The organism is Proteus sp. HMSC14B05 (genome assembly GCF_001808035.1).
Lineage (GTDB): Bacteria > Pseudomonadota > Gammaproteobacteria > Enterobacterales > Enterobacteriaceae > Proteus > Proteus mirabilis.
In genome coordinates, this window is record NZ_KV791994.1 from 57,342 (window position 1) to 70,565 (window position 13,224).

Genomic DNA, 13,224 nt, shown 5'->3' on the forward strand with positions numbered 1-13,224 from the left:
TGACTATTTAAAAAAAAACGATATTTTGTGATTGAACGCTTAAATATTAAACGAATATATTGAAATGAAACAAAGAAGTGGGTGGTTTATTCTGTTAGTAGTGAAGAATAACACCAGTATATAGAAGATAATCAGCGCAATACTCCGTTAATCCAAAGAGAGAAAAATACCTTTTTCTCTCTTTGACTACTAGTATGCTATATAAGCCAATAATCTATAGTTAATTATTAAATAATTTATAAAAACAGTAGTAAAAAATATAAAATCAACCTCCATAATCAGAAGTTAAATTGGGTATTAAAATTAAACTGCGATCCTGTCGCTTCTCGACTAGAAGGGGCTGATAACGGTATGCTCCATACTAACTGATAACTTAGTTTCTTAAAGCTACCTTCTAATCCTATTGCCGCACCAACTAAATATTTATTTTTATTATAAAAAATGTTTTTTCTATCTTCTGAAACGGAACCATAATCTATGGCGGAAAATAGCATTTGGTTATTCAAGGGTGTAAGCCAAGTAACCTTATGCCGGGAAACAAACTGATTGGCATCAGAATAACCTTTGCCGGACTCAAAACCATACACGCTATACAGACCACCAATGGTTGCTTTATCAAGTAATCCATCAATATCTGAGCGAGTCAGTTGAAATATCATTTCTGGTTGATAAAAAAATTGCTGTGAAGTGATTTTAAAAGGAATTAATGCATCAAAATTAAGATTAAAAATGGGTACACCATTAAGGGAATCTATCGGTGATAGTCTTGCGCCAGGAATAAAAATACTCTGCTTATAATGAAGTTTAGCATTAAGGAAACCCCCTCTCATAAAGCGATAATTTTGCTCAATACCCGCATTAATATAAGGACTGCGACGCTCATGGACTGATAAGCGATAGCCTGACACTTCATTGCGATAAGTGTAATATTGTATTCCACCACTTAAAGTCACCGTACGCTGTGTTGAAGGTCTAAATTGGCGCTGGATCTCAAAAGAAAGAAGCTGTTGACGCGTTTTTTGTAACTCTTTTGTCGTTTCAGAGACTCTCATTTTTGAACCAATATCATAACCAAATAATGTCGCACGCCAATAATGATAAGGTACTTGCCATAAAAAGATCTGCTTTTTGATGCCTCTTGATTTTAAGGTATCGAGTTGACTTGAAAGAATAACCATTAAAGTATCATTAAGTTGCGCTAGATTACCAAAGCTTAGCCTTGTAGTACCAAATAGATCTCCGTAAATTTTCTGCTCCTTATTATCAATCGATACCGAGCCTGCCATTGTCCTTTTTCCCACTTGAGAAAGAGAAATAATTGACTCATGTTCTTTTGACGAGGGTTCTATCTGAATTTTGACATTACTATTAGGACGGGATCTGAAATTGTCAGCCCCCTGTTCAATATCTTTAACGTTTAAAACATCACCTTTTTTGACAGGCACTGCCTGTGAAATCAAATAGCGTTTATCTGTCGGGGCTTCGGAAACAATGTCTTGCACTCTCCCGACATTTAATGTGATATCCAATACCTCGTCATCGGCATAAAGATCAACTTTACCCACCTCACTGGTCACATAACCTGCATCATAAAGCAGCGCATTCAGAATATTGATATCTTGTTCTAACAATGCCTGTGACTGACAATGCCCAACTAATTCAGCTTGCCATTTTGCCACTTGGCGTTGCAGTGATGAGGAAGAAAACTCATCGAGATGATGGAGTTTTACCTGTTTGATTGAAAAACAATGCACAGAAGGTGTGATAAATTCCCTTTTATTTTGTGGTGCTAAGTTCACTAAAGAGACATTGTCATTTTGTTGTAGTAATTGATCTCTAAGTTGTGTTTCTGTCGGTAAATCTACTGGTACAGGGGGATCGATATGACTTTCATTCGCTACAGAAAAAAAAGCACAAAACCATAAAATACAATAGATTAAAATAGACAACTCAATACGCATTCAATTTACACTCTTATCACCGGAAATAGGAGTGCTATGTATATGTAAAGAGAAATAAAAAAGATTTATAAAAACCGTCTTTTTACTCTGACTTACCTACACAGTTACCAATAATGCAACTATGTCGACTTATCAGATCAGAGAGTAAAAAATCATAAGCGATTATTTATAAAGAGATGCCTTAAAACGACAAAACCCCGCTTTAAAAAAGCGGGGTTTCTAAATATGGTCGGCGAGAGAGGATTCGAACCTCCGACCCACTGGTCCCAAACCAGTTGCGCTACCAGGCTGCGCTACTCGCCGAAAACGAGGTGCATCTTACTGCCAGAAAGCCAAAGCGTCAATACTTTTTTCTTATCTCCCAACTGTTCGTATGGTTTTCAACCAAAACGACTGATTTTTAACTTTTTATTAGCACTATTGCTGAAATTAACCGCATCATAAACCCTACTTTTACTTAAGTTATATGAAACAGCTATTTTTCTTTACAGTTATCAGAAAACATCATGAAAAATGACAAATTTATTCTTTATTGTTATCGTTTATTTCATGCACTTTTTATATAATTACCCTATGTCAAATCAGTTAGGTGAATTTAGAGCATGAAATCACGTTGGGGCATTAGCACATTACTTTTATTCGTCACCACATTTTCAGTCCAAGCGGCTACATCACAAACTTGTCGGGTTTACTTTAAAGAAGCCGATAAATTCTTACAATATATTGCTACTAGAGATGACTTAAAACAGAACATGCCTGAAATAAAAGGTAATTTTGAACAAAATAAAAAGTTGATCAGTTCTTCCACCCTAAAAGAGCAAAAAGCAATTTGTGAAAAAGGAATGCAAGAGCTTGATAACCTTAACAAGATGTTTGGTCCAAAAGAAGCTACAGCAAAAAAATAAATATAAATAATGACTAAATAATAAATAAGTGATTATATTTAGTCTTATTTATAATAATTAGGTTTTATTTCCAGTATTAAGTGTATCATTAGTGCTACCTAATTTTTTTATCCTTTCTTTAGGTGAATTATCACTGTTGTCATCATGTTGTGTATAATAATCATAAGGAAGCAATAAAGTATCTAATAACGCACTAAAAGGAAGATCAAGAATAACTAACGGTTTCATTGCCCACCCTGTTTCATCATCAGAAAGCATATTAACGTTATTTTTTGTTCCTGAATAAAGCTCGTTATTAGGGCCTGCATGCGTCATAACACTTGAGCACCCTGTCAGTGATAGCATAAACGTCGCTAGTATTAACTTGTTAATGATTATGGATCTCATAGAGCACCTATAAAAAGCCGTTAGGGTTAAACACCTTTATTACATAGTTAAACCTGTTTTCCTTGTTAGGACAAGAAAAAGAAGATCTAAGGGGTTTATTTTTAATAACACAGGTAATTAATTTAATCTAAAAATAAACTCATTTTATATAATAATTCTGATGTTATAAATTATTATGTTTCACTGATATTAAAATTCAACCCTATTCATTTTAAATAAATATTTTAACTGAATATTTATCTTTTTTATTTTTTTGATCGTTATATATGCTGAATTTGTGCAATAAGACACAGCGTTTTTTTATCTTTTTGGCAAACTAGATGTATCGTTTTAGCTAGTAAGTTACTTGGCTATTTCACTTGGCATAGGATCTGTTTTATGAGTGATATTGCATTAACAATGGTGATGTTGTCATTAGCAGGCGCCTTAGGACTTTGGATAGGTAACGTTAAAATCTATCGGGTCAGTTTAGGAATTGGCGGAGTGCTGTTTGGAGGGATTATTGTCGGCCATTTAGCTCAACGTTATGGACTGGTGCTCAACACACAGATACTCCATTTTATTCAAGAATTCGGCCTTATCCTCTTTGTATATACCATTGGTATCCAAGTCGGCCCCGGTTTTTTCTCTTCTTTACGTGTATCTGGGCTTAAGCTCAATGCCTTTGCCATTTTGATTATTTTACTTGGTTCACTAGTAACAGCCTTTATTTATCACTTATTTAATGTGCCACTACCCATTATTCTTGGCATTTTTTCTGGTGCGGTAACGAACACGCCTTCATTAGGTGCAGGGCAACAAATCCTCACCGACCTTAATATTGATCCAGCCATAATCAGTCAAATGGGAATGGGATATGCTATGGCTTACCCCATGGGAATTTGTGGCATTCTTTTGGTCATGTGGTTTATTCGCGTGCTATTTAAAATCAATATAGAGCGAGAAGCAAAACACTTTAACCATCAGCAAAACAGCACTAAAGAGACACTGCATACCATTAACATTGCCATTCGCAATCCCAATTTAGATGGCTTATTAATGCAAGATATCCCACTACTCAATGAAGATGCCCTTGTCTGTTCACGTTTGAAACGTGGCGACGATATTATGGTTCCGATGCCTTCCACTATTATTCAGTTAGGCGATTTACTGCATATTGTCGGCTCAAGAGAAGATCTCAATAAGGTTCGCCTTATTTTAGGCGAAGAAGTAGATGCTTCACTTTCTACCTCAACCCATCAATTACAATCTGTGCGCATTGTTGTCACGAATGACGCAGTATTGAGTAAACGATTAAAAGATCTCGATTTAAAAAGAAAATATGATGTTGTTATCACACGATTAAATCGAGCTGGAATTGAATTAATTCCTAGTAATAACAGTATGCTACAGTTTGGCGATATTTTAAATGTTGTGGGTAGACCTGGGGCCATAGAAGCAATTACGGTACTTTTAGGTAATGCACGACAAAAATTAGAACAAGTACAGATGTTGCCTGTTTTTATTGGCATTGGTTTAGGGGTTTTATTAGGCTCTATCCCTATTTTTATTCCGGGGATCCCTGTTGCACTAAAATTAGGCCTTGCTGGCGGGCCGCTGATCGTGGCCTTGATTTTAGGCCGTATTGGTACTTTCGGGAAACTCTATTGGTTTATGCCCCCAAGTGCTAATCTTGCACTACGTGAACTCGGGATCGTCATGTTTTTAGCTGTGGTTGGCCTTAATTCCGGTAGCGGGTTTATTGATACCTTAATATATGGACAAGGGTTAAGTTGGATTGGCTATGGTATCGCGATCACACTACTCCCATTATTGATAGTCGGTATAATGGCTCGTCTCGTTTTTAAGTTAAATTACCTTACCCTATGTGGCGTACTTGCGGGCTCGATGACTGATCCTCCCGCTCTAGCATTCGCTAATTCTATTCATCAAAATAGCGGTGCTGCCGCACTTTCTTATGCCACGGTTTATCCTTTAGCTATGTTTTTACGTATCATCACGCCACAACTAATGGCACTGATTATTTGGGCTTTGTAGCGAATTTAATAGATATATTAAATGGTTGCAGTCAATTTGTTATCAAATGCTTAATTTCACTTTACAGAAGGATAATAAAGGGCTTAAAAGGGGCTTATTTAAGCCATCGATTTTATTATTATCTGTTTTAATAGCGCTCGTGCTAAGAAATTTAGATTGAGACGGATTGCTAACTTTTAGTAATCAATTTCTTTCCGTCAAACTTATGCTCAAAAGTCCTCGTTATTGTCTTTGCCCCTTCTTCTCGCTGAAGGGGCATTTTTATTACTTATTTATTCTAGCGATAAGCATGTTCTATCTCTTCCGATAGGATCTTTATTCCTTTTTCAATTAATGCAGGCTCTGGTACATAATTCATTCGCATACATTGATGTGCATGTTGCCACGACTCTTCTAAGCCTGGAAAGAAATAGTGACCAGGAACCATCAATACACCACGTTTTTTTAAACGCCGATAGAGTTCTTCACTTGAGATTGGTAAATCTTTAAACCAAAGCCACAAGAAAATAGCCCCTTCCGGTTTATGGATAAGGCAACGCTCTTTAGGTAGATAGCGACGAATAATATCAATAGTTTCAAGTACTCGTTGATGATAAAAAGATCTAATTATCTCTTGGGATAATCGCATTAAATCATCACGTTTGAGCATTTCTAATGCCATCGCAGGGCCAATACCTCCAGGGGCAAGACTAATAATGCCATTCACATTCGTGATTGCAGTAATAAGCTCTTCATTAGCGATAATAATGCCACAACGAGCCCCCGGTAATCCTAGCTTAGAGAGGCTCATACAAAGAATGGTGTTGTCATTCCAGTGGGGAGTTGCTTGGGAAAAAATAATCCCCGGAAAGGGCACGCCGTAAGCATTATCAATAATCAGTGAGATATCATGTTTTTTCGCTAAGGCATCCAGCTTTTTTACTTCATCATCAGTGATCACATTACCTGTTGGATTTGTTGGTCTAGAAACACAAATAGCACCAATATCATCACCTATCGTTAAATGTTCAAAATCTACATGATATTTAAATTGTCCATCAGGTAGCATTTCAATAGTGGGTTTATTCGCAACAAACAAATCTTCTTCTAATCCGGCATCGGCATATCCAATATATTCCGGAGCAATGGGAAAAAGAATTTTGCGCTTTTTACCCTCAGCAGATTGGCCACCGAGTAAATTAAAAAGATAAAAGAAAGCACTTTGACTGCCGTTAGTAAGCGCAATATTTTTAGCGGAAATATTCCATCCTAATTTTTCTTTTAAACAAATAGCCAAGGCGTTGAGCATCGCATCTTTACCTTGTGGCCCATCGTAATTACATACGGCATCACTTAATGAGCCATTATTCACCATCTCTTGTAATAATTGGTGAAAATAGCTGTCCATCTCAGGAATATGGGCAGGATTTCCTCCTCCTAACATCACCGCTTCTGGTGTACGTATTCCTTCATTTAAGTCTTGCATCAAGCGAGAAATACCTGAGTGGCGAGCAAATTTTTGCCCAAATCGTGATAGTTGAGTCATCTTTGCAGGATCTTCTTTGTCGTTTTTCATTAGATAAACACCATACCGTGAGCCGGACTCAGCATCAACCGTTAACAGATGTATACTTAAATATCAACACCAACCTTAAAACCAATATTGAAATATAAATTCAGTTTTAAATCCAATTAAAGATAACTAAACTAGTATTCTTCTATTTAATACTACTTTCCAGCTGAGATTGCCGACAAAAACAACAGAGTATATGATCGTTAACCATGCCTACTGCTTGCATAAATGCATAACAGGTGGTGGTACCAACAAATTTAAACCCTTTTTTCTTTAACGCCTTAGCCATATCATCTGAAATTTCAGTAAAAGCAGGAACCTGTGAAATAGTCTGCCACTGGTTATCAATGGGTTTTCCATCAACAAATTGCCAAATAAATTCACTGAAATCTTCACCCTGAGCTTCCATCGCTAAAAAGGCACGCGCATTATTGATAATGGCGTTAATTTTGCCACGATGACGAATAATAGACGGATCTTGTAGTAGTGTTTCCACATCTTTTTCAGTCATTAGTGCTATTTTTTCAGGACGAAAATCAAAAAAACAACGACGAAATCCTGCTCTTTTCTTTAATACGGTATACCACGACAAACCTGCCTGTTGTCCTTCAAGGCAGATCATCTCAAAAAGTTTGTATTTATCTCGCTGTGGTTTTCCCCATTCATTATCATGGTATGCGAGATATTCAGGATCTTGAGTTACCCAATCACAACGTTGTTTATTCATTTGCTACATTCCTTGTTCTTTATAGGTGTTATTCATACAATTGATATCGCTCTTTATATACTGTATAAAAACACATGTAAATAGACTAAGAAAAAATCATTCTGCCTATTTGAGCATAGTTATAACAACGATTAAGGCACTATTTTTTTGATCAAGAGAAAATTGCCCGTATTCCTTGCTGTATATCTTTCGTCTAGAAGGTATACTGAAACCTTTCTTTTTATTCTATGTATCGCCATGCGGATATAACATGCAAAAGTTTGATACCAAAACCTTTCAGGGGCTGATCCTGACATTACAGGATTATTGGGCTCGTCAGGGCTGTACCATTGTTCAACCATTAGATATGGAAGTAGGAGCAGGTACCTCACACCCAATGACCTGTTTACGAGCATTAGGTCCAGAGCCTATTGCAGCGGCTTATGTTCAACCATCACGCCGTCCAACTGACGGACGTTACGGTGAAAACCCTAACCGTCTACAGCACTATTACCAATTCCAAGTTATCATCAAGCCATCACCGGATAACATCCAAGAGCTTTATCTTGGCTCTTTAAGAGAATTAGGATTAGATCCTACTATCCATGATATTCGTTTTGTTGAAGATAACTGGGAAAACCCAACATTAGGTGCTTGGGGATTAGGCTGGGAAGTTTGGCTCAACGGCATGGAAGTGACGCAATTTACCTATTTCCAACAAGTTGGCGGATTAGAGTGTAAACCCGTCACTGGCGAAATTACTTACGGTTTAGAGCGTCTGGCAATGTACATTCAAGGCGTTGATAGCGTTTATGACTTAGTTTGGTGTGATGGCCCATTAGGTAAAACCACCTACGGCGATATTTATCACCAAAATGAAGTGGAACAATCAACTTATAACTTTGAATATGCAGATGTTGACTTCTTATTCTCTTGTTTCGAACAATATGAAAAAGAAGCTCGTGAGTTGTTAGAGTTAGAAAAACCTCTGCCTTTACCTGCTTACGAACGTATCTTAAAAGCAGGTCACACTTTTAACTTATTGGATGCACGTAAAGCGATTTCTGTTACAGAGCGTCAACGCTATATTTTACGTATCCGTACTTTAACCAAAGCCGTCGCTGAAGCTTATTATGCTTCCCGTGAGGCGCTTGGTTTCCCTATGTGTAAAAAGTAAGAGGCTATTATGACAACTGAGACTTTCCTTGTGGAAATCGGCACAGAAGAGTTACCGCCGAAAGCGCTTCGTTCTTTAGCCGAATCTTTTGCGACCCATTTTACGGCTGAACTGGATAACGCCAATATTACTCATGGTGATGTATCTTGGTTTGCCGCTCCTCGTCGTTTAGCCATCAAAGTGGCGAATATGGCGAAATCTCAAGCAGATAGGATCGTTGAAAAACGAGGCCCTGCTATAGCGCAAGCATTTGATGCTGAAGGTAAGCCAACTAAAGCCGCAGAAGGTTGGGCTAGAGGTAACGGCATCACTGTTGACCAAGCTGAACGTTTATCAACGGATAAAGGTGAATGGCTCTTTTATCGTGCTGAAGTTAAAGGCGAAGCCGTTAACCAACTACTGGCTGGTATGGTAAGCAATGCACTGGCAAAACTGCCTATCCCTAAATTAATGCGTTGGGGTGATAAAGAAACGCATTTTGTGCGTCCAGTGCATACTGTTACTTTATTATTGGGTGATACCCTCATTGACGGTGAAATCTTAGGTGTACAAAGCGATCGTATTATTCGTGGCCACCGTTTTATGGGTGAAGCTGAATTTACTATCGATAATGCAGACCAGTACCCTGAAATCCTTTATGAACGTGGTAAGGTCATTGCCGATTACGAAAACCGTAAATCCATCATTCTTCATGATGCACGTCTTGCGGCTGAAAAACTAGGTGGTGTCGCTGATTTAAGTGACAGCCTAGTTGAAGAAGTCACTTCATTAGTTGAATGGCCTGTGGTGTTAACGGCAAAATTTGAGGAAAAATTCCTTGAAGTTCCGGCTGAAGCATTGGTTTACACCATGAAAGGCGATCAGAAATATTTTCCTGTCTACGATAAACAAGGTGCACTATTACCTCACTTTATTTTCGTTTCTAACATTGAATCCTCTGATCCTCAACAGATAATCAGTGGTAACGAAAAAGTGGTTCGCCCTCGTTTAGCGGATGCGGAATTCTTCTTTAAAACTGACCGAAAACAGCGTTTAGAAGATAACTTACCACGCCTTGAAACTGTTCTTTTCCAAAAAGATTTAGGCTCTCTACGCGACAAAACAGACCGTATTCAAGCTCTCGCCGGTTTTATTGCTGAGAAAATGGGTGCTGATGTCAATAAAGCAACACGTGCTGGTTTATTATCAAAATGTGACTTAATGACCAATATGGTGTTTGAATTCACCGATACCCAAGGGGTTATGGGGATGCATTATGCTCGCCATGATGGTGAAGATGAAGAAGTTGCTGTCGCATTAAAAGAGCAATATCAACCACGTTTTGCAGGTGATGCACTACCATCTAACCCAGTAGCAAGTGCTGTTGCTATAGCAGAAAAAATGGATACGCTGGCAGGTATCTTTGGTATTGGTCAACATCCTAAAGGGGATAAAGATCCTTTCGCTTTACGTCGTGCTGCCCTTGGTGTGCTACGTATTATTGTTGAACAAGATTTACCATTAGATATTGAAGAATTAACCCAAGAAGCGGCTCGCTTATATGGTGACAAACTGACGAACCAAAATGTCGTCAGTGATGTCGTAGAGTTTATGCTAGGTCGTTTCCGTGCTTGGTATCAAGAGCTGGGTTATAGTATTGATACTATTCAAGCGGTATTAGCGCGTCGTCCAACACAACCTGCTGACTTTAACGCTCGTGTAAAAGCCGTTACTTACTTCCGAACCTTAGAAGAAGCAGCTGCATTAGCCGAAGCCAATAAACGTGTTTCTAATATCTTAGCAAAATCAGCAGATGTTAAGCTCAACGATAAAGTATTAGCCTCGGTGCTAAAAGCGCCTGAAGAAGTTCAGCTAGCGGCTAATCTTTCTGTGCTACAAGATAAGCTAGCCCCTCTATTTGCTGAACGTAAATACCAAGAAGCATTAGTTGAACTCGCCTCTTTACGTGATGTTGTGAATAACTTCTTTGATAAAGTGATGGTAATGGATAAAGACGAAGAAATTCGTGTCAACCGTTTAACCATGCTACATGAATTACGCGAGTTGTTCTTAAAAGTCGCTGATATTTCTGTTTTACAATAAGTTATAAAGCTTAGTCATACAACAACATAAAACCGGCATTGCGAAAGCAGTGCCGGTTTTTTTACTTAAAATTAAAATAAAAATAAAAATAAAAAACGATTAAAAAATACCCATTTACATTCTATGATTGAGTGATAAAATTTACTATAGTAAAAACTACCACAGAGGACGTGATGGTTATTTATAAAACAAAGATGTTCAAAAATAGTTTCAAAAAAATAACGCTTACGAATGCAGAACTAATAGCTATCGCTACCGAAGTCCTTGCAGGACAATTTGAGGCAGATCTAGGTGGTGGTGTTATCAAGAAACGTGCCTGTATCCAAGGAAAAGGTAAAAGTAGCGGAATTAGAACAATTATATTTTATAAGCAAGGGAATAATTTATTCTTTGCTGATGGTTGGAAAAAATCGAGTTTAAGCTCTAAAAAAACCAAAGAGATCACAGATGATGAACTTGAGTCCTATAAAGATCTAGCAAAAGATCTCTTCAATGCAAATCAAAATAAAATAGATAAAATGATTGCACTAGGCCTTTTAACAGAGGTTAAATATGACTGATAAAATGAAAGAAATGCTAAAATTTGCACAAGAAATGGAAGATGCAGGAGTCACTGATGGCAGTACAACTAAACGTATTGCCGCCAGAATAAAAGCGAAAGAATTACAAGCTAAGTATAAACATCCTACCCCTATGACAGGTGAAGATATAAAAAGGATCCGTGAGCAAAATAATATCTCTCAATCTTCTCTTGCTTTGATATTGAATATGACTAAAGAAAGCGTTTCTAAGTGGGAAAGAAACGAAATTAAGCCCAATGGTGCAGCACTACGACTTCTGCATTTAATAGATAAAAAAATATTATTCATCTAGTTTCCTCAAAAGAATAAAAACCGACATTGCGAAAGCAGTGCCGGTTTTTTATTGGTGATTAATCAATTTATTATAAATAGTATGATGAGTAAGCTCGATGATCCTGATAGACTCATTATCAATAATATTAACAATAATATGTAATAAATTTTCAATATCTTCTGCGTGAAAAGATTCTATTTCCGTTTCTATCTCAATAGGAAAGCCATTTATTTTACTAAAGCTATAACCAAATAGTATAAAACCACCCTCTTTACTTAAATCAGCATTATTAATATAAACAAGGCGCTCACTATTTATAAAATGAATATTACTTTTATTATTATCTTCAAATGATACTTTAACTTTATTATTGGTGATCACTTCTAGCTTTTTGACCACTGCACTGATTTTATCTTCTATCTTACTCCGTAGATCAATAATAAAAGATGCTCTATTGAGTGAAGCTTTTATTTTTTCGAATATCTTATGTTCATCATTCATGGAAGATCCTACAAAATATGGGGTAATGATCAAATTTCTTAAAAAAGATATCATCAAGGCAGTGATTATCATCATTTAGGACGCGATAAAAATCAAGCTGTTCAAGATCTAATTTAAAACAATCTTCTTTTCCATATAAAAATGATGAAGAAAAAATCATTTGATCAAACACATACCAACGATTAATAGATGCGGAATTATAATAATATGTACCTAAATTATTAGTCTTCTTATCAGATAAGAGATACCAAAATGGGTTAAATAATAGTTTTCTTTTCTTTTTTATTAAATGATAATCTCTTGTCGCATACAATATATTAAGCATCGCATTAGAATAAGGCTCTGTATTATAATCCCCCATACAAATAAACTGAACATCATCTCCATTATTTTCAAAGAGTTTATTAATACTACTTCTTAATCCTGCAGCTGCCACTTCTCGAGTTGTATCATTAGCACTTAATATTGATGGCCAATGTGATAAAAAAAGGGTGATTATTTTTTGATGTTCGATTTCTTTAAATACAACAGCAACGCCTACCCTTACCATTCTATTATCAGGCTGGAGTTTAGTTAAAAACTTACTTGAAATAAACTCTAGTTTATTCATTTGATATATTAATGATATATCAATAATAATCCGTCCTATTTTTCCTGAGAGATCGATATAACCCATTTTTAATTGGGTCGCCAACTGCTTAAAAGCGTAGCTCTCGTTTTCAGAAACCTCACTCAACGCAATGATATCAAGTGTTTTTTTAATGATAAGTTCTTCAAGATATTTTTTCGCTAAGCCAACTTTTTCAGTCTTGACGTTCTGTTTTGATTTTGTCGGTGGAGATATTCCTATATTCCACCAGCATAAATTTAATTCCATTGTTATATTTTATATCCATTAAAATATATTTGATTTTTAATCACTAATAACTATTATTAAAACAATAAGTTAACTTTAACATGACAATTAGCTTTATAAAAACCAATAAAATGAATCAAGACAAATAAATATTTTAATTTTTATTTGAATAATATGTATATTAATAATAATAGAAAAGGTAACA

General features: G+C 36.4%; 12 protein-coding genes and 1 tRNA gene. 6 read left to right on the forward strand and 7 right to left on the reverse strand.

The genetic code is table 11. From position 1 onward, the window contains the following. Nucleotides 1-278: 278 nt before the first annotated feature. Together HMPREF3129_RS11690 and HMPREF3129_RS11695 are read right to left on the reverse strand one after the other, a co-directional pair. Nucleotides 279-1,961, reverse strand: coding sequence for a ShlB/FhaC/HecB family hemolysin secretion/activation protein (locus HMPREF3129_RS11690; RefSeq protein WP_036919256.1), 1,683 nt, complete (start codon nucleotides 1,959-1,961; stop codon nucleotides 279-281). A 226-nt stretch (nucleotides 1,962-2,187) separates the two neighbouring features. Beyond that, nucleotides 2,188-2,264: transfer RNA gene (locus tag HMPREF3129_RS11695), tRNA-Pro, on the reverse strand. Nucleotides 2,265-2,563: 299 nt separating this feature from the next. On the opposite strand from HMPREF3129_RS11695, the gene HMPREF3129_RS11700 reads away from it, so the two are divergent. Next, nucleotides 2,564-2,866: a DUF5339 family protein gene (locus tag HMPREF3129_RS11700; protein ID WP_004246838.1), complete on the forward strand. Its 303-nt coding sequence runs from the start codon at nucleotides 2,564-2,566 to the stop codon at nucleotides 2,864-2,866. Nucleotides 2,867-2,923: 57 nt separating this feature from the next. Here the strand turns inward: HMPREF3129_RS11700 and HMPREF3129_RS11705 are convergent, their stop codons facing one another. Next, entirely contained in the window at nucleotides 2,924-3,253 is a 330-nt protein-coding gene (locus HMPREF3129_RS11705; protein WP_004246836.1) for a YceK/YidQ family lipoprotein, read from the reverse strand. Nucleotides 3,254-3,631: 378 nt separating this feature from the next. On the opposite strand from HMPREF3129_RS11705, the gene HMPREF3129_RS11710 reads away from it, so the two are divergent. Further along, nucleotides 3,632-5,290: a putative transporter gene (locus tag HMPREF3129_RS11710; protein WP_036919260.1), complete on the forward strand. Its 1,659-nt coding sequence runs from the start codon at nucleotides 3,632-3,634 to the stop codon at nucleotides 5,288-5,290. Nucleotides 5,291-5,567: 277 nt separating this feature from the next. Here HMPREF3129_RS11710 and HMPREF3129_RS11715 read toward each other — a convergent pair whose 3' ends face one another. Together HMPREF3129_RS11715 and HMPREF3129_RS11720 are read right to left on the reverse strand one after the other, a co-directional pair. Further along, on the reverse strand, nucleotides 5,568-6,845 hold the full coding sequence (locus tag HMPREF3129_RS11715; RefSeq protein WP_052124573.1) for a valine--pyruvate transaminase: 1,278 nt from the start codon (nucleotides 6,843-6,845) through the stop codon (nucleotides 5,568-5,570). 142 nt (nucleotides 6,846-6,987) lie between these two features. Further along, the gene (locus HMPREF3129_RS11720; protein ID WP_012368524.1) at nucleotides 6,988-7,569 is read right to left on the reverse strand and encodes a DNA-3-methyladenine glycosylase I; all 582 of its coding nucleotides are present in this window, start codon (nucleotides 7,567-7,569) and stop codon (nucleotides 6,988-6,990) included. Between the two features lie 250 nt (nucleotides 7,570-7,819). On the opposite strand from HMPREF3129_RS11720, the gene glyQ reads away from it, so the two are divergent. The 4 genes from glyQ to HMPREF3129_RS11740 all read left to right on the forward strand — a co-directional run bounded on the left by glyQ (nucleotide 7,820) and on the right by HMPREF3129_RS11740 (nucleotide 11,680). Beyond that, the gene (gene glyQ, locus HMPREF3129_RS11725) at nucleotides 7,820-8,725 is read left to right on the forward strand and encodes a glycine--tRNA ligase subunit alpha (protein WP_004246832.1); all 906 of its coding nucleotides are present in this window, start codon (nucleotides 7,820-7,822) and stop codon (nucleotides 8,723-8,725) included. Nucleotides 8,726-8,734: 9 nt separating this feature from the next. Continuing rightward, the gene (glyS, locus tag HMPREF3129_RS11730) at nucleotides 8,735-10,807 is read left to right on the forward strand and encodes a glycine--tRNA ligase subunit beta (protein ID WP_036919263.1); all 2,073 of its coding nucleotides are present in this window, start codon (nucleotides 8,735-8,737) and stop codon (nucleotides 10,805-10,807) included. A 173-nt stretch (nucleotides 10,808-10,980) separates the two neighbouring features. Further along, nucleotides 10,981-11,367 carry a type II toxin-antitoxin system RelE/ParE family toxin gene (locus tag HMPREF3129_RS11735; protein ID WP_004249093.1) on the forward strand — a complete coding sequence of 129 codons (387 nt, stop codon included), beginning with the start codon at nucleotides 10,981-10,983 and terminating at the stop codon, nucleotides 11,365-11,367. After that, complete coding sequence (locus tag HMPREF3129_RS11740) at nucleotides 11,360-11,680, forward strand: helix-turn-helix domain-containing protein (protein ID WP_004246828.1); 321 nt, start codon at nucleotides 11,360-11,362, stop codon at nucleotides 11,678-11,680. Before HMPREF3129_RS11735 ends, HMPREF3129_RS11740 begins: the two co-directional genes overlap by 8 nt. Nucleotides 11,681-11,728: 48 nt before the next feature. On the opposite strand, the gene HMPREF3129_RS11745 is transcribed toward HMPREF3129_RS11740, so the two are convergent. Together HMPREF3129_RS11745 and HMPREF3129_RS11750 are read right to left on the reverse strand one after the other, a co-directional pair. After that, on the reverse strand, nucleotides 11,729-12,163 hold the full coding sequence (locus tag HMPREF3129_RS11745) for a hypothetical protein (RefSeq protein ID WP_004246827.1): 435 nt from the start codon (nucleotides 12,161-12,163) through the stop codon (nucleotides 11,729-11,731). Further along, nucleotides 12,156-13,040 (reverse strand): endonuclease/exonuclease/phosphatase family protein, encoded by an 885-nt coding sequence (locus tag HMPREF3129_RS11750; protein WP_012368526.1) that lies wholly within the window; start codon nucleotides 13,038-13,040, stop codon nucleotides 12,156-12,158. The genes HMPREF3129_RS11745 and HMPREF3129_RS11750 overlap by 8 nt, the downstream gene beginning before the upstream one ends. Nucleotides 13,041-13,224 lie beyond the last annotated feature (184 nt).

Excerpts from the sequence above, each read along its gene's own strand:
- HMPREF3129_RS11690 (WP_036919256.1), bottom strand. The coding sequence starts at position 1,961 with ATGCGTATTGAGTTGTCTATTTTAATCTATTGTATTTTATGGTTTTGT.
- HMPREF3129_RS11700 (WP_004246838.1), top strand. The coding sequence starts at position 2,564 with ATGAAATCACGTTGGGGCATTAGCACATTACTTTTATTCGTCACCACA.
- HMPREF3129_RS11705 (WP_004246836.1), bottom strand. The coding sequence starts at position 3,253 with ATGAGATCCATAATCATTAACAAGTTAATACTAGCGACGTTTATGCTA.
- HMPREF3129_RS11710 (WP_036919260.1), top strand. The coding sequence starts at position 3,632 with ATGAGTGATATTGCATTAACAATGGTGATGTTGTCATTAGCAGGCGCC.
- HMPREF3129_RS11715 (WP_052124573.1), bottom strand. The coding sequence starts at position 6,845 with ATGAAAAACGACAAAGAAGATCCTGCAAAGATGACTCAACTATCACGA.
- HMPREF3129_RS11720 (WP_012368524.1), bottom strand. The coding sequence starts at position 7,569 with ATGAATAAACAACGTTGTGATTGGGTAACTCAAGATCCTGAATATCTC.
- glyQ (WP_004246832.1), top strand. The coding sequence starts at position 7,820 with ATGCAAAAGTTTGATACCAAAACCTTTCAGGGGCTGATCCTGACATTA.
- glyS (WP_036919263.1), top strand. The coding sequence starts at position 8,735 with ATGACAACTGAGACTTTCCTTGTGGAAATCGGCACAGAAGAGTTACCG.
- HMPREF3129_RS11735 (WP_004249093.1), top strand. The coding sequence starts at position 10,981 with ATGGTTATTTATAAAACAAAGATGTTCAAAAATAGTTTCAAAAAAATA.
- HMPREF3129_RS11740 (WP_004246828.1), top strand. The coding sequence starts at position 11,360 with ATGACTGATAAAATGAAAGAAATGCTAAAATTTGCACAAGAAATGGAA.
- HMPREF3129_RS11745 (WP_004246827.1), bottom strand. The coding sequence starts at position 12,163 with ATGAATGATGAACATAAGATATTCGAAAAAATAAAAGCTTCACTCAAT.
- HMPREF3129_RS11750 (WP_012368526.1), bottom strand. The coding sequence starts at position 13,040 with ATGGAATTAAATTTATGCTGGTGGAATATAGGAATATCTCCACCGACA.